15 protein-coding genes, 2 tRNA genes and 1 other RNA gene are annotated in these 20,108 nt (G+C 53.6%); 8 read left to right on the top strand and 10 right to left on the bottom strand.

Going from position 1 to position 20,108, the window contains the following annotated elements; all coding sequences use genetic code 11:
* Positions 1-139: 139 nt before the first annotated feature.
* Positions 140-811: a riboflavin synthase gene (locus EL29_RS06210; protein WP_014593605.1), complete on the bottom strand. Its 672-nt coding sequence runs from the start codon at positions 809-811 to the stop codon at positions 140-142.
* Positions 812-1,015: 204 nt separating this feature from the next.
* Here EL29_RS06210 and EL29_RS06205 point away from each other — a divergent pair, with 204 nt between their 5' ends.
* The 5 genes from EL29_RS06205 to EL29_RS06185 all read left to right on the top strand — a co-directional run bounded on the left by EL29_RS06205 (position 1,016) and on the right by EL29_RS06185 (position 5,008).
* On the top strand, positions 1,016-2,389 hold the full coding sequence (locus tag EL29_RS06205) for an MATE family efflux transporter (RefSeq protein WP_014593604.1): 1,374 nt from the start codon (positions 1,016-1,018) through the stop codon (positions 2,387-2,389).
* A 153-nt stretch (positions 2,390-2,542) separates the two neighbouring features.
* Positions 2,543-2,619: transfer RNA gene (locus EL29_RS06200), tRNA-Val, on the top strand.
* A gap of 10 nt (positions 2,620-2,629) precedes the next feature.
* A tRNA-Val gene (locus EL29_RS06195) sits at positions 2,630-2,706 on the top strand.
* 346 nt (positions 2,707-3,052) lie between these two features.
* On the top strand, positions 3,053-4,465 hold the full coding sequence (pykF, locus tag EL29_RS06190; RefSeq protein ID WP_013025600.1) for a pyruvate kinase PykF: 1,413 nt from the start codon (positions 3,053-3,055) through the stop codon (positions 4,463-4,465).
* 306 nt (positions 4,466-4,771) lie between these two features.
* Positions 4,772-5,008: a major outer membrane lipoprotein gene (locus tag EL29_RS06185; protein ID WP_006118977.1), complete on the top strand. Its 237-nt coding sequence runs from the start codon at positions 4,772-4,774 to the stop codon at positions 5,006-5,008.
* Between the two features lie 74 nt (positions 5,009-5,082).
* Here EL29_RS06185 and EL29_RS06180 read toward each other — a convergent pair whose 3' ends face one another.
* The 7 genes from EL29_RS06180 to sufA are packed head-to-tail and all read right to left on the bottom strand — an operon-like array spanning position 5,083 to position 11,701.
* Entirely contained in the window at positions 5,083-6,063 is a 981-nt protein-coding gene (locus tag EL29_RS06180) for a L,D-transpeptidase family protein (protein ID WP_028715078.1), read from the bottom strand.
* Between the two features lie 56 nt (positions 6,064-6,119).
* Positions 6,120-6,536 (bottom strand): cysteine desulfuration protein SufE, encoded by a 417-nt coding sequence (gene sufE / locus EL29_RS06175; protein ID WP_014593602.1) that lies wholly within the window; start codon positions 6,534-6,536, stop codon positions 6,120-6,122.
* Positions 6,537-6,557: 21 nt separating this feature from the next.
* A complete protein-coding gene (gene sufS, locus EL29_RS06170) occupies positions 6,558-7,781 on the bottom strand; it encodes a cysteine desulfurase SufS (protein ID WP_028715077.1) in 1,224 nt (407 codons plus the stop codon).
* Complete coding sequence (gene sufD, locus EL29_RS06165) at positions 7,781-9,058, bottom strand: Fe-S cluster assembly protein SufD (protein ID WP_015700416.1); 1,278 nt, start codon at positions 9,056-9,058, stop codon at positions 7,781-7,783. Before sufD ends, sufS begins: the two co-directional genes overlap by 1 nt.
* On the bottom strand, positions 9,033-9,779 hold the full coding sequence (sufC, locus tag EL29_RS06160; RefSeq protein ID WP_013025595.1) for a Fe-S cluster assembly ATPase SufC: 747 nt from the start codon (positions 9,777-9,779) through the stop codon (positions 9,033-9,035). The genes sufD and sufC overlap by 26 nt, the downstream gene beginning before the upstream one ends.
* A 46-nt stretch (positions 9,780-9,825) precedes the next feature.
* Positions 9,826-11,319: a Fe-S cluster assembly protein SufB gene (sufB, locus tag EL29_RS06155; RefSeq protein WP_013025594.1), complete on the bottom strand. Its 1,494-nt coding sequence runs from the start codon at positions 11,317-11,319 to the stop codon at positions 9,826-9,828.
* Between the two features lie 7 nt (positions 11,320-11,326).
* The gene (gene sufA, locus EL29_RS06150) at positions 11,327-11,701 is read right to left on the bottom strand and encodes a Fe-S cluster assembly scaffold SufA (protein ID WP_024471838.1); all 375 of its coding nucleotides are present in this window, start codon (positions 11,699-11,701) and stop codon (positions 11,327-11,329) included.
* Positions 11,702-12,089: 388 nt separating this feature from the next.
* On the opposite strand from sufA, the gene EL29_RS06145 reads away from it, so the two are divergent.
* Complete coding sequence (locus EL29_RS06145; protein WP_019105314.1) at positions 12,090-12,494, top strand: hypothetical protein; 405 nt, start codon at positions 12,090-12,092, stop codon at positions 12,492-12,494.
* Between the two features lie 31 nt (positions 12,495-12,525).
* Here the strand turns inward: EL29_RS06145 and ydiJ are convergent, their stop codons facing one another.
* The gene (ydiJ, locus tag EL29_RS06140) at positions 12,526-15,579 is read right to left on the bottom strand and encodes a D-2-hydroxyglutarate dehydrogenase YdiJ (RefSeq protein ID WP_019105315.1); all 3,054 of its coding nucleotides are present in this window, start codon (positions 15,577-15,579) and stop codon (positions 12,526-12,528) included.
* Between the two features lie 208 nt (positions 15,580-15,787).
* Between ydiJ and ydiK the strand changes: the two genes are divergently transcribed.
* Positions 15,788-16,888, top strand: coding sequence for an AI-2E family transporter YdiK (ydiK, locus tag EL29_RS06135; protein WP_014605961.1), 1,101 nt, complete (start codon positions 15,788-15,790; stop codon positions 16,886-16,888).
* A 254-nt stretch (positions 16,889-17,142) separates the two neighbouring features.
* Positions 17,143-17,251: antisense sRNA RprA (gene rprA / locus EL29_RS06130), an RNA gene on the top strand.
* Between the two features lie 65 nt (positions 17,252-17,316).
* Here rprA and ppsA read toward each other — a convergent pair.
* Positions 17,317-19,701, bottom strand: coding sequence for a phosphoenolpyruvate synthase (ppsA, locus tag EL29_RS06125; RefSeq protein WP_013025589.1), 2,385 nt, complete (start codon positions 19,699-19,701; stop codon positions 17,317-17,319).
* Positions 19,702-20,108: the final 407 nt, after the last annotated feature.

Raw genomic sequence — 20,108 nt, 5'->3', positions numbered from 1 at the left:
TTCACGCCGGGCGTTTTCGCCCGGGCAGTTGACACTGCACAGACGTCAGTCGTCCTGGAAAACAGCGGGCGACACGGCAACCTGCTGGCCTGTGGGCAACGCTTTGGTCACGGCTGGCGTTATTTACCGCTATTTACCGCTATTCATCCCGATCCGTTTCGGGCTGATCGGCCTGCTCTGCCAGTGCCCTGAGCGCGGCATCTTCACGCTGGGCGAGAACGCGCTCCACCGTGTCCACAATAGCCTGAGTATGGGGATCGATTTCGATGTTAACTCTGTCGCCGAAGGTTTTGGCGCCGAGAGTGGTTCGCTCCAGCGTCTCGGGGATAAGATAAACGCAGAATTTTGTTTTGGTCACGTCGCCTACGGTCAGACTGATACCGTCGATGCCCACAAATCCTTTGTGCAGGATATATTTCATCTGCAAAGGATCCTGAATTTTAAACCAGACTTCGCGGTTGTTTTCAGAGCGGACAATTTTGCAGATTTCAGCCGTGGTCATGATGTGGCCGGACATCAGGTGGCCGCCAATTTCATCGCTGAATTTTGCCGCCCGCTCGATATTCACCACATCGCCCTGCCTGAGATCACCAAGATTGGTCACGCGCAGAGTTTCTTTGATCAGGTCAAAACTCACCAGATCGCCGTTGATTTCGGTGACGGTCAGGCAGCAACCGTTATGGGCAACCGATGCGCCCAGCGCTAAACCCGGCAACAGGTCAGCAGGAAGCCTGGCCACATGGGTGCGAAACAGACCTTTATCTTCAATGGACACGATTTCTGCGGTGCCCTGCACAATACCGGTAAACATAGTCTTTGCCTCTACGAAATTTGTGCCAGTTTAACACAGCCATGCTTAAGTGTTAGGTTTCAACAGCCTGAGAGACAGGCGGCACAAGTCCAAAACGCATTGCGTGACAAAGATTGGAGAAATCGGTCGCGCCAGTTACACTAAGCCCTGCTTCGTCTGAAGCAGTCCTCATTTCTTTATTAATCAGATAAGTCAGGTGTTTACGTGCAGAAGTATTTAACAGAAGCGCGTCAATTGCTGGCCCTCGCGATCCCCGTTATCCTGGCTCAGGTGGCGCAAACCGCGATGGGATTTGTAGATACCATTATGGCCGGCGCCGTCAGCGCCACGGATATGGCCGCCGTTGCTGTTGGCACGTCCATTTGGCTTCCCGCCATCCTGTTTGGTCATGGTGTTTTACTGGCATTGACGCCCACCATTGCGCAACTTAATGGTTCAGGCCGCCGTGAGCGAATCGCTGAACAACTTCGTCAGGGCTTTTGGCTGGCGTTTTTCCTTTCTCTGCTCATCATGCTGGTGCTGTGGAATGCCGGGTATGTTATCCGCTCGATGCATGATATCGATCCGCTGCTGGCAGAAAAGGCCGAGGGCTATCTGCATGCCCTGCTGTTTGGCGCGCCAGGCTACCTGTTTTTTCAGGTTATGCGTAACCAGTGCGAGGGGCTCTCCAAAACCAAGCCCGCGATGGTGCTGGGTTTTCTTGGGCTGATGCTGAATATCCCGCTGAACTACATTTTTATCTACGGCCATTTCGGCATGCCGGCGCTGGGCGGCGTAGGCTGTGGCGTGGCGACGGCCTCGGTGTACTGGGCCATGTTCTTCTGCATGCGTTTTTGGGTACGACGAATGCGCAGTATGCGAGACATTCGCGTAGAGAGCCGCTGGTCAGCGCCTTCACGCGTTATCCTGCAACGTCTCACAGGGTTGGGTTTGCCGGTCGCGCTGGCGCTGTTTTTTGAAGTGACCCTGTTTGCCGTGGTGGCCCTGTTAGTCTCGCCGTTGGGGATTGTTAACGTCGCCGGGCACCAGATTGCCCTGAACTTCAGTTCGCTGATGTTTGTCCTGCCGCTGTCGATGGGCGTTGCCGCCACCATTCGCGTTGGCTATCGGCTGGGTCAGGGCTCGACAGAGCAGGCGCGGGTCGCCGCGTGGACCGCGCAGGGCGTTGGCGTAAGCATGGCGGTGATTACGGCCATTTTTACCGTGACCTTTCGCCATCAAATTGCCCAGCTTTATAACGACAATCCCGCGGTGGTCACGCTGGCTGCGCAACTGATGATGCTGGCTGCGATTTACCAGATTTCGGATTCTATTCAGGTGATCGGCAGCGGAATTTTGCGCGGTTATAAAGATACGCGATCGATTTTCTTCATTACCTTTATCGCTTACTGGTTGCTGGGTTTACCTTCTGGTTACATCCTGGCACTGACCGACTGGGTGGTGCCGCGCATGGGGCCTGCCGGCTTCTGGTGCGGTTTTATCGTTGGCCTGACGTCGGCCGCCGTCATGATGCTGTGGCGCGTGCGACGTTTGCAGCAGCTTCCTGCGGAATTAATTCTTACGCGCGCGTCTCGCTAACTCGCTGAACGGGCCCGAAAAGGCCCGTTACGTTCAAAAAAACGGCGCATCGCGCAGATGATGTTCATTGATTGGCAAATTTGCGTTTTTCCCCTTGCCAGCCTCTTACGCTGCCGTTAATATTCGTCCCCGCTGTCGCCCTGACAGCGTGTTGCGCTCTTAGCTCAGTTGGTTAGAGCACCACCTTGACATGGTGGGGGTCGGTGGTTCGAGTCCACTCGGACGCACCAAATTTGATATGCGCTCTTAGCTCAGTTGGTTAGAGCACCACCTTGACATGGTGGGGGTCGATGGTTCGAGTCCATTAGAGCGCACCACTCTTTTTACGTCCTTTCTTCTTTTGCGCAACAACCCTTTTCTTGATTTACATTACCTTTACGTACTGTTTTTCGATTGGTTTTCGCATACTTAGTGATTATACTGGCCGCGTTGTCCTACTTGAAAGGTTTCAGCGATTACGTGCTTATGACGATAATAAAGATTGTTTGCGCAACAACGTCCCGGTGGTTAACCAAGCTAACCACGCAACTTCCCTGCACGCCTGGCCTTCGTCACCTATTCTTATCCTGTACTGCCCTTTTCGATTTCAACCAGAGTTCTCATTTCGGTGCACTGTCATCGAAATCCTGTTTTTCATCCATCACAACTTACAGATAACCCGTCATGAAAAAGACTAAGATCGTTTGTACAATCGGCCCAAAAACCGAATCCGAAGAGATGCTGACTCAGCTGCTTGAAGCAGGCATGAACGTCATGCGTCTTAACTTCTCTCACGGTGACTATGCAGAACACGGTCAGCGTATTACCAACATGCGTGCCGTGACGAAAAAAACCGGCATTCCTGCGGCTATCCTGCTGGATACCAAAGGGCCGGAAATCCGCACCATGAAGCTGGAAGGTGGCAACGATGTGTCACTGAAAGCCGGTCAAACCTTTACCTTTACCACCGACCAGAGCGTGATTGGTAACAACGAGCGTGTTGCCGTGACCTACTCAGGCTTCGCGAACGATCTCAAAATTGGTAACACTGTACTGGTCGACGATGGTCTGATCGGCATGCAGGTCACCGAAGTCACTGAGAACAGCGTTGTGTGTGAAGTGCTGAACAACGGCGATCTGGGCGAAAACAAAGGCGTTAACCTGCCTGGCGTTTCCATTCAACTGCCTGCCCTGGCAGAGAAAGACAAGCGCGATCTGATTTTTGGTTGTGAGCAAGGCGTGGATTTTGTTGCAGCCTCGTTTATTCGTAAACGTTCAGACGTGCTGGAAATTCGTGAACACCTGAAGCAGCACGGTGGCGAAAACATTCAAATCATCTCCAAGATTGAAAACCAGGAAGGCCTGAATAACTTCGACGAAATCCTCGAAGCCTCGGACGGCATCATGGTTGCGCGTGGCGATCTGGGCGTTGAAATCCCGGTTGAAGAAGTGATCTTCGCGCAGAAGATGATGATTAAAAAATGTAATAAAGCCCGCAAAGTTGTCATCACCGCGACGCAGATGCTGGATTCCATGATCAAGAACCCGCGTCCAACCCGCGCTGAAGCTGGCGACGTGGCTAACGCCATTCTGGATGGAACAGATGCGGTGATGCTGTCTGGCGAGAGCGCGAAAGGCCGCTATCCGCTGGAGTCGGTCACCATCATGGCGACCATCTGTGAGCGTACCGACCGCGTGATGAAGCCACGCATCGACGGACAAAATGACAGCCGTAAGCTGCGCATTACCGAAGCCGTTTGCCGCGGTGCCGTTGAGACAGCCGAGAAACTGGAAGCACCACTGATTGTAGTCGCCACAGAAGGCGGTAAATCAGCCAAGGCCGTGCGTAAGTATTTCCCTAATGCAACCATCCTGGCACTGACCACCAACGCCACCACGGCGCGCCAGTTGATTCTGAGCAAAGGGATCGAGACCCGTATGGTCAGCGAAATCGCCTCTACCGATGATTTCTATCACCTGGGTAAAGAAGCGGCGCTGGAAAGCGGTTTTGCTCAGAAAGGTGATGTTGTTGTGCTGGTTTCAGGTGCGCTGGTACCCAGCGGAACGACCAATACGGCATCGGTACACGTTCTGTAATATCGCGTTTAACGCCTCTTTTTTAAAAAGCGCCTTCAAAGGCGCTTTTTTATTGTCTTCATAATACAGATTCAGGAAAAAGCCAGCGCGTAATGACAATAAAAATGCGCTGCAAATTAAGGTTAATCCGATTAAATCTCTCTGTTTTAGCTAAATTTTTTTATGTTGTTCTTCAATTCGCTGCTTCTTTGAGCGAACGATCATGTTTAAGCATGTTCTTATCAAAAAATTATTCTCAAGTTAAAAAGCTTTGTGTAATACTTGTAACGCTACATGGAGATTAACTCAATCTAGAGGGTATAAATAATGAATCGTACTAAACTGGTACTGGGCGCGGTAATCCTGGGTTCAACTCTGCTGGCTGGTTGCTCAAGCAACGCTAAAATCGACCAGCTGTCTTCAGACGTTCAGACTCTGAACGCTAAAGTTGACCAGCTGAGCAACGACGTGAACGCAGTGCGTTCTGACGTTCAGGCTGCTAAAGATGACGCAGCTCGCGCTAACCAGCGTCTGGACAACCAGGCTCACTCTTACCGTAAGTAAGAGTTCTGGTTTTAAAAATGGTGCCCTTGTGGCACCATTTTTTTTGTCTGCAGTTTGGGATAACGACGTCCGCCCTACTCGCCCACAGCGCGCTGGGATGACGCAGAGGCCGCAGCCTCATCCTGTATCGGCTCACCCGCACTGACCAGCACAGGCATGCCTGAGCGACGCGTCAGCGTGGCTTTAATCAACGCTCTGTCACTCTTCTCGCTCTTCATAAAGGATCTGAAGTCCGCACTGAGCGCTAACGGAGCCGTTTGCGGATCCTCCTTCTCATTACGTGACAGCGGCTGATGCACCTCAACGTAGCGCTTACCATCCGGTTCAACGCTGAACTTTACCGGTTGGTTAATAATCTGTACCCGCGTCCCTACCGGCACGCTATTGAACAGCGCTTCGATATCCTCGGTACGTAAACGAATACAGCCTGAACTGACGCGCATACCGATACCAAAATTGGCATTGGTGCCGTGGATAAGATACTGGCCTGTTCCACGCGCCATACGCAGCGCATGCAGCCCCATGGGGTTATCCGGGCCTGCTGGCACGACGGCGGGCAGCGTGATGCCCTCTTTGGCATAGCGCTTGCGGATATTCGCCGTGGGCGTCCACGTAGGATTGGGTATTTTCTGGCTGATGCTGGTCACCATGATGGGCGTGACGATCCCCATCTGACCAATGCCAATGGGATACACGATAACCTTGTCTTCGCCCTTTGGATAATAGTACAACCGCAGTTCGGCCAGGTTCACCACAATGCCTTCACGCGGCGTGTCCGGAAGAATCATCTGCAGAGGAATGGTCAACTGGGTGCCCGGTTTCGGTAACCAGGGATCGGTACCGGGATTCGCTTCCAACATGCCCAGCAGCCCGACCTGATAACGCGCAGCAATCTCTTCAAGAGGACGTTTGTTATCCGGTACCTGGGTCACCACATTCTCACCAATCAGGCGGCTGTCGGCGGTCGGTAACGGGTATTCCGTGGCAAAAACGGGTGCAGAGAGCCCAAAACAGGTCAGCAGCAATGCACCAGCTAAACGCAAAGCAGGTTTCATGCGGTTTTTCTCGTCAGAAAGTAAAAAGACGCCGGATGGCGTCTTTGAAGTGTATCTTAGCTGAGGTTCTGAGCGGTATGGCGAATTGACTTAATCATCGCTTCCAGCCCCTGCGAACGCGTTGGGGTGAGGTGCTGAACCAGGGCCAGTTCGCTGAACCAGTGGCGCACATCCAGCGCCACAATGTCAGCGGGCTGCAGGTTTTGATAGAGACTAAATACGATAGCTATCAATCCCTTAACAATGGCTGCATCACTGTCACCTTCAAAGCCGATGGTGCCATCTGCCTGCGGTGTCATCTTGATCCACACCTGGCTCTGGCAGCCCGTAATGGCATATTCGGGCTGATGCAGTGTTTCAGATGATTCCGGAAGTTTGGCACCCAATTCAATGATGTAGAGGTACTTCTCTTCCCAGTTGGCGCAACGGTTAAAGTTGCGCACCAGTTTCTCTTTTTCTGGCAACGTCGCCATTAATCACTCCGTTTACTCTGCTCAACCGCCCAGCAGACGATGAATACGCGTCAGCCCGGCCGCCAGGCGATCGACCTCTTCTTCACTGTTGTAGAAGGTGAAGGAAGCACGACACATCGCCGGCACCTGATAGTGGCGCAGTAACGGCATTGCGCAATGATGTCCGGTGCGAATCGCAATACCGTACTGATCAAGGAAGCTGCCGACGTCAAACGCGTGGTGTTTGCCAAGGTTAAAAGCAATCACGCCTGCGCGCTGCTGCGGACCGTAAATCTGAATATCAGGTACGGATGAGAGTTTATCAAGGGCATAGTTCATCAATGCGGTTTCACGCTGATGAATCGTATCCAGACCCAGCGCCTGCACATAGTCCAGCGCCGCACCCAGCCCAATAATGCCGCCCGTGTTTGGCGTACCGGCCTCAAAACGCCATGGCGCCGTATTCCAGGTGGTGCCGGTTGGCAGCAGGACCTCACCAATCATCGAGCCACCACCTTCCCACGGCGGCATGGCATCCAGAAGTGCCTTGCGGCCATAAAGCACGCCAATGCCGTTCGGGCCATAGAGCTTGTGGGCGGAGAAGACATAGAAGTCGCAGTCGATGTCCTGCACGTCAACGGTGTTATGCATCACAGCCTGAGCCCCGTCAATCAGCGTGACGACGCCAGCCGCTCTGGCCTGCGCGACGATCGCTTTCACCGGGTTAACCGTGCCCAGCACGTTTGAAACGTGCGTCACCGCCAGTAAGCGGGTCCGGCTGTCGATCAAACCAGCCAGTTGGTCCAGCGCCAGCTCACCGTTATCGGTCAGCGGCAGCACCCGGATCTCGGCACCGCAGCGCTCTGCCACCATCTGCCAGGGCACGATATTCGCATGGTGCTCCATCTGCGTGATAATCAGATTATCACCAGGCTGAAGCTGACTGCCGCCCCAGCTGTTGGCGACCAGATTGATCCCTTCCGTCGTACCCTTTACAAAAACAATCTCTTCCGACGACGATGCATTGAGAAAACGTGCCACCTGTTGGCGAACGTTTTCCATATCGCTGGTCGCCTGCTGGCTGAGCGTGTGAATACCGCGGTGCACGGCCGCGTAGCCGTGCTGGTAGAAATGACTTTCGGCATTGATGACCGACAGAGGACGCTGTGCGCTGGCGGCGCTGTCAAGGTAGGCCAGCGGATGACCGTTGACCTCACGCTTCAGGATGGGAAAATCCGCCCTGATACGCTCGAGATCGAAGTTCATCATGAGTCGCCTCCCGGGAAGCGCTGCGCGATGCGCTGCAGCACAGCCTGGCGCAGAATTGGGTTATCCAGCGTTTCGGTTAACTCGGCAGCAAAGGCATGGATGATCATGGTCTGCGCCGCGTCCTGTTCAATGCCGCGAGAACGCAGGTAGAACATCTGCTCGTCATCAATACGGCCTACGGTCGCCCCGTGGCTGCACTTCACGTCATCCGCGTAAATTTCCAGCTGCGGCTTGGTATCCACTTCCGCCAGACGGCCTAACAACAGGTTGTTATTGGTCATCTGTCCGTCAGTTTTGAGTGCGTGCTGCGCGACTTTGATGTGACCGTTAAACACCGCACGGCCTTTGTCACGCACAATGGTTTTATGCATCTGGCGACTCAGGCAGTGGCCTTTGTTGTGTTCAAGATAGGTGCGGGTATCCGCCACTTCCTGATTCACCGGCAGCACCAGGCTGTTCAGGGACAGCTGAGTATTTTCACCATTGAGCTGCGTACTGGTATTGTGACGGCTCAGGCCAGCACCCAGTAAGAAGCTGGTGCTGGTCACCTGCGCATCGCGGTTGATCACTATGTCGTTATGGGCAAAGTGATAGCTTTTGCTGCTCTCAAAAGCCAGCTTGGTGTGACGAAGCCTGGCATTGTCCGCAACGGCAAAGGTGAAACGGGCGCCGGTAAAATGCGCGCTGTCGTTTAGCGTGACAAAGTGCTCAATCACTTCCGCTTCTGCGCTTTCTTCCAGTTGCAGATGATGACGATGATGAACCGTGTTCATGCCGTCGTCTTTGCCGCTGGTGATATGCAGCAGATAAAGCGGACGTGCCGCCGCCTTGCCACGCGCCAGCCGAATATGCGTCACTTCTTCAGCCAGGCTTTCGGTCAGGTGCAGAAAAATCTCCGGCTGCACGGCGGCAGGCAGGTCGCGGCGCTCGGCCGCAACGCTGTGCTGAATCTCGAACAGTTCGGTATCGCTGCTACTCAGCGCAGGCTGGAATCTTCCGTCGACAAAAACCAGACGTACGGCATCCAGCGGGAGCGACAGTGCATCAACCTGCGTAGCGCTGAGCTCGTGCGCCTCAGGCAACACGAAGTGATGCGCCAGCAGGCCATCCAGCGGCGTGTATTTCCAGTTTTCATGTTTGCGGGTGGGCAAGCCCAAACGCATTAACTGCTGCCAGTGCTGCTGAGCCTGCATTGAACGCATTTCACCGCGTGATTCAAACAGGTGGTGCCACTGTTGCAGCGCGGTATCACTCTTCGTCGGTAAGCCAGCCATAGCCCTGCTCCTCCAACTGTTTCACCAGCGAGAAATCGCCTGATTTTACGATTTTACCCTGATACAGCACGTGTACGAAGTCTGGCTTGATGTAGTCCAGAATACGCTGATAGTGGGTTACGATGATAAATGCACGCTTTTCGTCACGCAGGCTGTTTACACCATTGGCGACGATTTTCAGGGCATCGATATCCAGACCGGAGTCGGTTTCATCCAGAATGCAGAGATCCGGCTCCAGCGCCGCCATCTGCAGAATATCGTTACGCTTCTTCTCACCACCGGAGAAGCCTACGTTAACGGAACGCGTCAGCAGATCTTCTGGCATCTTCAGCAGATCGATTTTTTCTTCAATGAAGTCCTGGAAATCAAAGCGATCCAGCTCGTCCTGCTGACGGTATTTGCGCACCGCATTCACGGAGGTCTGCAGGAAAAACTGGTTGCTGACGCCGGGGATTTCAACCGGGTACTGGAAAGCCATAAAGATGCCTTCGCCTGCACGTTCCTCAGGTTCCAGCTCCAGCAGATCCTTGCCCTTAAAGGTTACGGAACCGCCGGTGACTTCATAGTCTTCACGTCCGGCCAGGGTCGCAGACAGCGTACTCTTACCCGAACCGTTCGGTCCCATAATGGCATGAACTTCACCGGGCTTAATCTCAAGGTTCAGACCACGTAAAATCGCTTTGTCTTCAACGCTAACCTGTAAATCTTTAATACTTAACATGCTTATTCCTTCACATTGCTTCCGGCAACGCGTGTGACGGCGTCAATCAGCCCACACTGTGCTCAAGGCTGATGGCTAACAGTTTTTGCGCTTCCACTGCAAATTCCAGCGGCAGCTCAGAGAATACGTCTTTACAGAAACCGTTCACGATCATCGAAATCGCATCTTCTTCACTGATGCCGCGTTGCAGACAGTAGAACATCTGATCTTCGCCGATACGTGAGGTGGTGGCTTCGTGCTCCAGCTGAGCGGTATTGTTACGGGTTTCAACATACGGGAACGTATGCGCGCCACAATCCGGACCAATCAGCATGGAATCGCACTGCGTAAAGTTACGTGCGTTGGTGGCCGTGGGCATGATTTTTACCAGGCCACGGTAGGTATTCTGGCTTTTCCCGGCGGAAATACCTTTAGAGATAATCGTCGACTTCGTATTTTTGCCGATGTGGATCATCTTGGTACCGGTGTCCGCCTGCTGGCGTCCGCTGGTCAGTGCCACCGAGTAGAACTCGCCCACGGAGTGATCGCCACGCAGGATACAGCTTGGATATTTCCAGGTAATGGCCGAGCCGGTTTCCGACTGCGTCCACGACATTTTGCTGTAATCCCCTTCGCACAGGGCGCGCTTGGTGACGAAGTTGAGGATACCGCCCTCGCCTTCACCGCCCGGGAACCAGTTCTGAACGGTGGAATATTTCACTTCCGCGTTCTTATGAATGATGACCTCTACCACCGCAGCGTGCAGCTGGTAGGTGTCACGCACGGGCGCGGAACAGCCTTCGATGTAGCTCACGTAGCTGTCTTCATCTGCAATCAGAATCGTACGTTCGAACTGACCGGTTTTCGCAGCGTTAATGCGGAAATAGGTAGACAGCTCCATCGGGCAACGCACCCCTTTCGGGATGTAGACGAAAGTACCGTCGGAGGCTACCGCAGAGTTCAACGCGGCAAAAAAGTTATCATTGGGAGGCACCACGGTACCCAGGTACTTTTTCACCAGCTCTGGATGATCGTGGATCGCTTCGCCAAAGGAGCAAAAGATAATTCCCTGCTCGGCCAGCTTGCTGCGATAGGTCGTGGATACGGATACGGAGTCGAAGATGGCGTCAACGGCCACTTCTTTACCTTCACGTACCGGAACGCCCAACTGATTAAACGCGTTCTCAACTTCCTGCGTCAGATAATCACTGGCCGGGGCGCTGCCCGATGCCTGGGTCGCGCCCGGTTCAGACGCACAGGTGTCATCGCAGTTTCCGCACGATGGCGCGGAGTAGTAACTGTAGTCCTGATAATCCAGCTTTTCGTAATGCGCTTTCAGCCAGTGCGGCTCTTCCATTTCCAGCCAGGCACGAAAGGCTTTAAGACGAAACTCCAGCATCCACTCTGGCTCGTTACGCTTAGCCGAAATTGCCCGTACCACATCTTCATTGATGCCGTTGGCAAATTCTTCGGTTTGCAATTGGGTAAAGAAGCCCTCTTTGTAATTGAGCTTACCTTCCCACATTTGTACATCGTCAGATGTTTCGCTGTGTCGTGACATATTTCACTTACTCGACGCCAAAGCTTTCACCGCACCCGCAGGCGTGCTGAGCTTTAGGGTTATTGAATTTAAAAATCTGATTCAGGCCTTCGCGAACATAATCCACTTCGGTGCCATCGATAAACGGCATTGCCTGAAGCGGCACAAACAAGGTTGCGCCGTAGTAGCTAAACTGCAGATCATCGTCTTCTGGCTGCTTCACCAGATCCATTACATAACCAAAACCGGCACAGCCGGATTGTTTAATTGCTAAACGCAGGCCCTTGACTTCTGGGTTTTCTGCGGCCAGATTTAGAATTTGTTTCGCTGCGGTTTCAGTCAGCGTTAACCCTTTCCACACATACTCGTCGGGTGAGAAAGAGTCTGCATTCACGGATGACATGTTGATACCTCTTGAGTCCGGACCTTTTCAGGCTATCCCCCTATGGTAGTGATCTGACAAATCACTTCAACCTCTTGTTTTGCAGGGATAATCATAAGATGCTATTTTTACAGCTCATTTCTTAAGCATAGTCGCTGCAGCCAGGCTTGCATCGGCGAGCGTCCACTGAATTCGGGTTCTGTAACCTGTTAATAAATCGTAAATTTTTAAATGGCACCTTTACGATAATGCCTGTATTGATAGGTTACGCCTTTCTGGCATGTAAACAGATTGTTATTTCCGATTATACCGACAGGTGAGATAAATCGAAAAAAATTTCTTGCCGGGGAATTGCATTCCCGCTTCAGTTGAATATGATAATTATTATCATTCAACATTGAGGCGCGTTATGTCGTTATCGGTTTCAGCCTGGCTTCAACATAAACTCGATGAATACCGTTTTTCGGTTCGCGATCTCACCGTTGATTTTTACCTGGCACAGGCCAAACTCAACCGGGCTGAATGTACGATTCAGCAACTGCGTCAGTTTAACGATACCTGTTTAGACATGGCAGAGATCTGCCAGTTGAACGGCGATGACCTGAGTTATCTGCATGCCATGGGCAAACTTCACCACCGGCTGGTCGAGGAGATGCAAAACCCGGATCGTGACCGGCTGTTTCGCATCCAGGCTTACCAGTTGGCGCGACTCTCCCTGACTCAGCTGTGTCATCAACTCGCGATAACCGGTGAATGGGAACAAGCCACCGTATTGCAGAGTGAATTCGTCAGGCACGCAGGCTGGATATTCTAATCCAACCTGCGTCCGGCGTCGCCTCACCTTTTCAGATTAACTCAAGCAGTGCCTGAAGAGGATGACGCATGCCGTTGCCCTCCACGCGTTTGACCTGACTGCGGCAGGAAAAACCGGTTGCCAGGCAGCGCTGGCGCGGCAGTTTCTGCAATTGCGGATGCCATGACAGCGCATAAATTCCCAGGGAGTTCTCCAGGTTCTGGCTCTCATGACCGTACGTGCCGGCCATGCCGCAACAGCCCACATTGATATTTTCGAGCTTTGCGCCGAAGCGTGAGAAGATCGCCTGCCACTGACCGGGCGTGCCCGGCAGAGCGGTCACCTCGGTACAGTGAGCAAACAGATACCATGCTTCTCCGCTGGTGACCTGCACCTCACGTTCCTGCAGCGCCTGATGGAGCCACTCATGTACCAGAAGCACGTTGAAATCGCCACGGGCCTCGCCCAACATCTGGTGATACTCATCGCGGTAACAGAGCACCGTTGCCGGATCGATCCCCACCATCGGCATGCCCAGCTTTGCCACGCGATTCAGGAAATCGGCTGTTTTACTGGCCGTACGCGCAAAGCGTTGCAAAAAGCCTTTCACATGCTGCGCTTTGCCGTTGGGTGAGAACGGCAGCAGAACGGGCTGGTATCCCAGTTTCTCAATCAGTCGGATAAAATCATGTACCAGTTTGGCTTCATAGAAACTGGTAAAGGGATCCTGCACCACCAGCACTTTTTGGGCTCGCTGTGTTTCACTGAGCGCTTCGAGCTGCTCCAGCGTCATATTCATCGCCGGATGACCACTCAACTGCTGCTTGAGCGTAGGCGAGGACAATAAAGGCAGGTCGACCATGCCAATGTGTGTCTTACTGAATGAGGTCGCCCAGGGCTGTTTCAGGAAAAAGTTAAACACCCCCGGTGCTTTCGCCATCAGGGGCGCGTAGCTTTCTACGCCTGCCACCAGATGGTCGCTGAGCGGGCGCAAATAGCGTGTATGGTAAAGCTGTAAAAAACGCGAGCGGAAGGCCGGAACGTCAATTTTTATGGGGCACTGGGTCGAGCAGGCTTTACAGGCCAGGCAGCCGGACATCGCCTCTTTCACCTCATGCGAAAAATCATATTCCCCTTTATTGGCATACCAGGTATTGCGCATTCTGCTTATCAGCGCGCGAAGCGACAGGGAACTTTCCGGCAGCTTTTTCTCCAGCATCACCGGATCGGCGCCCTGCTCTGCCAGCAACCGAAGCCATTCCCGCGTTAAGGTCGCGCGCCCCTTCGGCGAGTGAATGCGGTTACGGGTGATTTTCATTGACGGGCACATCGGACTGCGGGCATCGAAGTTAAAGCACAATCCGTTACCGTTGCACTCAAGCGCACCGCGCCAGGTTTCTCGTACCTGAAGGGGGATCTGACGATCGTAGCTGCCCCGTTTCGTCGCATCTACCTGCATCATCGCCGCCTCGCTATCGAAAGGCGTACAAATCTTACCGGGATTGAGACGATTGTGGGGATCGAAGGCCGCTTTAATGCGGCGCAGCTCGTTAAACAGCGTTTCGCCAAAAAAGGCCGGACTGTACTGCGCGCGGAATCCCTTGCCATGTTCTCCCCACAGCAGGCCACCATAGCGTGCAGTTAAGGCAACCACCTCATCGGAAATTTGCTTCATCATCATTTCCTGATGGGGATCGCACATATCCAGGGCCGGACGGACATGCAGCACGCCGGCGTCCACGTGACCGAACATGCCATAACTCAGACCATGGCTGTCCAGAAGCGCGCGAAACTCAACAATATAGTCGGCAAGGTGTTCAGGTGGAACGGCGGTATCTTCAACAAAGGGGATCGGTTTGGCACGGCCTTTGGCATTACCGAGTAAGCCCACCGCCTTTTTACGCATGTTATAGATGCGTTCAATACCGTCCAGATCGTCACAGAGTTGATAGCCGATCACCCCGCCCTGCTGCTGCGTCATCAACGTATCCAGACGGGCGCAAAGCTGTGTGATCTGCCGATCGATTTGCCCGGCATCATCCCCGGCAAACTCAACGATATTCAGCCCTAACATTTCTTTATCCGGGATAGCCGTAATCAGCTCGCGCACGGAGTGCCAGACAATATCTTCCCGTGCCAGATTGAGCACTTTCGAGTCAACCGTTTCCACCGACAGCGCCTGCGCCTCGACCATCAGGGGGGCATTGCGAAGCGCAGAATCGAAGGCGTCATATTTAATATTAACCACGCGCCGGACTTTGGGCAGCGGCGTGATATCCAGACGAGCTTCGCTGATAAACGCCAGCGTTCCCTCTGCACCACACAGCAGCCGCGTCAGGTCAAAGGTCTGCATGTCATCGCTAAACACGTGGCGCAGGTCGTAACCGGTCAGGAAGCGGTTGAGCTTAGGAAACTTCTCCAGAATCAGTTCGCGATGCTCACGGCAGCGGGTGAGCACCTGCTGATAAATTCGGCCTTCAGGCGTGGGCGTTTGCGCCAGATTTTCAGCCAGCGCGGTAGGCACCGGTCGGGTATCCAGAATATCGCCGCCGAGCAGCACGGCCCTGAGCCCTAAAACATGGTCAGAGGTTTTACCGTAGACCAGCGAGCCCTGACCGGATGCATCCGTGTTAATCATGCCGCCCAGGGTGGCGCGGTTACTGGTGGAGAGCTCCGGTGAAAAGAAGAAACCAAAAGGTTTCAGGTACGCATTAAGTTGATCTTTGACTACCCCAGCCTCGACGCGCACCCAGCGTTGTTCGGTATTGATTTCCAGGATGCGGTTCATGTGGCGCGACATATCCACAATGATGCCTTGATTGAGCGACTGACCGTTGGTCCCGGTGCCGCCACCGCGCGGGGTGAAGACCAGACTGGAGAACGCCGCTTCACCCGCCAGTCGGGCTATCAGTGCCACGTCTGCCGTCGAGCGCGGGAAAAGCACCGCATCGGGCAGGAGTTGATAGATGCTGTTATCGGTTGAAAGCGAAAGTCTGTCGGCGTAGCTGGTGGCGGTATCGCCGGTGAAACCCTGCGCTTTGAGGGTTTCAAGAAACGTCAGCACCCGCTGGATAAGACCCGGTGCCTGAGAAATCTGTGGGATCATGGAGTATGTGACCAAAGATGTTGTGTAGGTTTGCGTCTGTATCTTGCTTTAATCCTCAGTTTTATCACATTTCCCACCGCGCTGTCGTTTTTTCAGGAAGGGCTGAAACCTTTTCTTTACAAGCCTGTTTAAACGCCCTGAAATAGCCCATGATTACGGGGCAGCGTCATCCCCTGAGTTGACGAATTCCAATGAGGTAACGCACAAGATGAAAAGCCTGGAACGGCAGATTGATCTTCCCCAGATGTTATTTACCCTGATTTTTATTTTACTCCTGATCGCCGCGTGCTTGTGGGTTGTCCAGCCATTCATATTGGGCTTCGCCTGGGCAAGCATGGTGGTTATTGCCACCTGGCCCCTGATGCTGAAGATACAGCGCCTGCTGTGGGGGCGGCGTTCGCTGGCGGTCATTGTGATGACTATCCTGCTGCTCCTGCTGTTTATCATCCCGGTTGCCCTGCTGGTTAACAGCCTGATAGATAACAGCGCACCGGTCATCGCCTGGGCGACTCAGGGACATATGTTACCCACTCTGAGCTGGCTCAACGATATTCCCATGGTGGGTGAGAAACTGTATGCCAGTTACCAGAAACTGGTGGCGGGCGGCGGCGCAGCGATCATGGCGAAGTTACAACCTTATGTTGGCCGTACCACCGGTTTTTTTGTGGCGCAGGCCGGGCACTTTGGCCGTTTTATGATTCACCTGGCCGTGATGCTGTTGTTCAGCGTCCTTCTCTACTGGCGCGGTGAGCAGGCGGCACAGGGCATCCGGCATTTTGCCTGGCGCATGGCTGGCCGACGCGGTGATGCTGCCGTATTGCTGGCCGGACAGGCAGTACGCGCGGTGGCGCTGGGCGTTGTCGTCACTGCGTTGGTGCAGGGCGTACTGGGCGGTATCGGGTTAGCCGTTTCCGGTATCCCCTACGCCACCTTGCTGACCGTATTGATGATCCTCTGCTGCCTGGTGCAGATCGGCCCGCTGCTGGTGCTGGTGCCCGCGATTGTTTATCTCTACTGGAGTGGAGACACCACCTGGGGCACGGTACTGCTGATCTGGAGCTGTGTTGTGGGCACGCTGGACAATATTTTGCGGCCGGTGCTGATTCGTATGGGCGCCGATCTGCCGCTGATTCTGATTCTGTCCGGCGTTATCGGGGGATTAATCGCGTTTGGTATGATCGGCCTGTTTATCGGGCCGGTTGTGCTGGCTGTCTCTTACCGACTGGTCTCTGTCTGGATGCATGAAGTGCCTGCGCCGCAGGCCGATCCGCTAAGCGTGGTAAGTGAATCACCGGAGCAAAAGCCCTGATCCCTCCTTTTATATGATTAGTACTCGTTAAGTGGGCTGGCTGATTAAGATATCGCCAGCCTTTTTTTCATTAGCGTACTTTAAGATAAAACGCATGTTTTACGCCTTTAGCCCCTCTCCCGCCTTAAAATGATTACTTTCTAAACATAATAACGGTCCGAAACGCTCTCCCTAGCCGTCAAAATATTATTTCCTTTAAACTAATAAGAGGATTCTTAAAGACGCCAGCGAGCCGTGTGAATACCATGTTTCCTATGTTGGAAATCAAGTTACTGATTTCTAAACGCCCTAATTTCCCCTGAGTAGCGTAAAGAATTGCTGTGTGTAGTCTTTGCCCATCCCCTGTGATGGGCTTTTTTTTGCCTGTCAAAAAGCAAAAAAAAAGCCAGCTTGCGCTGGCCTTCTGGCATCGGAGGTTATCCATCACCTCAGGCGGGTTTGTTTAGCGCCGCCAGGCTTAACCAGGTTTCCACCACGGTGTCCGGATTCAGAGACAGACTGTCGATGCCCTGCTCCATCAACCAGGCCGCGAAATCCTGATGATCTGACGGCCCCTGACCGCATATTCCTACGTATTTGCCCTGTTTTTTCGCCGCCTGAATCGCCATGGACAGCAGCGCTTTGACCGCCTCATTACGCTCATCAAACAAGGCCGATACCACGCCGGAGTCGCGATCCAGCCCCAGCGCCAGCTGAGTCATATCATTAGAGCCGATGGAGAAACCGTCAAAGTGTTGTAAAAACTGCTCGGCCAGCAGGGCATTCGAGGGGATTTCACACATCATAATGACCTTGAGCCCGTTCTCGCCGCGCTTCAGTCCCTGGCGACCCAATTCCTCTACCACCGCCTGAGCCTGATCGACCGTACGCACAAAGGGCACCATGATTTCCACGTTGGTCAGCCCCATCTCGTTGCGTACGCGCTTCACCGCTTCGCACTCCAGCGCGAAACAGTCGCGGAAACTCTCGGAGACATAGCGGCCTGCGCCACGGAACCCCAGCATCGGGTTTTCCTCTTCGGGTTCGTAACGTTCTCCACCCACCAGATTGGCATATTCGTTCGTTTTAAAATCCGACAGGCGGACAATAACGCGCTTCGGCGCGAACGCCGCGCCCAGCGTGGCGATCCCTTCGGTCAGACGGGCGATGTAAAACTCAACCGGATCGTCAAAACCTTTCATCATCTGACGAATCTGCTTCTGCAGTTCAGGGGTTTGCTGATCGAACTCCAGCAACGCTTTTGGATGCACGCCGATCATGCGGTTGATAATAAATTCCAGCCGCGCCAGACCAACCCCTTCGTTTGGCAAACAGGCGAAATCGAACGCGCGATCCGGGTTGCCCACGTTCATCATGATTTTAAGCGGCAGGTCCGGCATGGTATCAACCTGCGAACTGGTGACGTCGAAGTCGAGCAGTTCATCGTAGACATAGCCGGTATCGCCTTCAGCACAGGATACGGTAACGGTATGTCCCTCTTTCAGCCGCTCGGTGGCATCGCCACAGCCAACCACCGCCGGGATGCCCAGCTCACGCGCGATAATCGCGGCATGGCAGGTACGGCCGCCGCGGTTCGTCACAATGGCGGAGGCTTTTTTCATGATCGGTTCCCAGTCGGGATCGGTCATATCGGTCACCAGCACGTCACCTTTTTCGATGCGGTTCATTTCGCTGATATCGTGAATGACCTTGACGGTACCGGCGCCGATGCGGTGACCAATCGCACGGCCTTCAATCACCACCTTGCCCTGTCCCTGCAGGCTGTAACGCTCCATGACCTGACCGTTGGAACGCACGGTTTCAGGGCGCGCCTGGACAATAAATAACTTCCCGGTGTGGCCGTCTTTGGCCCACTCAATATCCATCGGGCGCTTGTAGTGTTGCTCAATCAGTACCGCCTGATGGGCCAACGCCTCCACTTCGGCATCGCTCAGACAGAAACGATCGCGCTCGGCTTCCGCCACATCTTCGATGCGCACCTGCTCGCCATGTTCACGCGAGTCGGCGTAAACCATCCGCACCTTTTTCGAGCCCATGTTGCGGCGAACGATAGCGGGACGTTTCGCGGCCAGCGTCGGCTTGTGCACATAAAACTCGTCCGGGTTCACCGCGCCCTGTACCACCATTTCACCCAGGCCCAACGCGGCGGTAATGAACACCACCTGATCAAAGCCCGATTCGGTATCAATGGTGAACATGACCCCTGAGGACGCCAGATCGGATCGCACCATGCGCTGAATTCCCGCCGACAGCGCCACGCCGCGATGGTCGTAACCCTGATGGACGCGATAGGAGATGGCGCGATCGTTAAACAGTGAGGCATAAACGTGTTTCACTGCCACCATGACTGACTCGATGCCCTGCACGTTCAGGAAAGTTTCCTGCTGGCCGGCAAAGGACGCGTCAGGCATATCTTCGGCGGTGGCGGATGAGCGCACGGCGAAGGATGCCTCAGCATCGTCGGCAGAGAGCTGCTCATAGGCCGAAAGAATCGCGGCTTCCAGTTCAGGCTGGAACGGGGTTTCGACTACCCACTGGCGTATCTGCTTACCCGCCTTCGCCAGTTGATCCACATCATCAATATTGGTGTCATCCAGCAAAGCATAAATACGCTGGTTCAGACCGCTCTGCTCAAGAAACTGATTAAAGGCCCAGGAGGTGGTCGCAAAACCGTTGGGAACGGAGACGCCCAGAGATGACAAATTGGTAATCATCTCACCCAGAGAAGCATTTTTGCCTCCCACCCGATCAACATCATGCATGCCAAGCTGGTTGTACCAAAGTACTAACGGCTGTTCGCCTTTATTGGACATTGAACTGATCCTTTATTAATGAATGGGCACATGGAAAATCCTGCTATTAACAAATCCAGCCTGGCATAACGTCTGATTAAACACGATCTGTTGAATCGTTAAAGCAGATTCTCATACACAGTTTCAGAATTGCGCCTGGTTTTTTTCAGCGTTGCGCAAGGCCCTTATTTTTTGCTAATACGCTGATAATTAGCTCATTATTTTTTTTACTGCCTGTTATGCGGCGTTTTTGTTGCGCAACAAACACAGGCGTTGTCTGTCACCTGAGGCGGTGTTGATGGCGCAAAAAAGAGTGAACAGGTGACGTCATGATGCAAAAGCGAGAGGGAAACGATGCCCCAGACTACACTTGCCCCTGAAGGCATGCTTATATTATCTCACTTGTTTTTACGACTTCCCTGCCCGAG

It is taken from the genome of Pantoea ananatis LMG 2665 (assembly GCF_000710035.2).
GTDB classification, from domain to species: domain Bacteria; phylum Pseudomonadota; class Gammaproteobacteria; order Enterobacterales; family Enterobacteriaceae; genus Pantoea; species Pantoea ananatis.
This window is presented reverse-complemented; position numbering and strand designations above follow the sequence as displayed.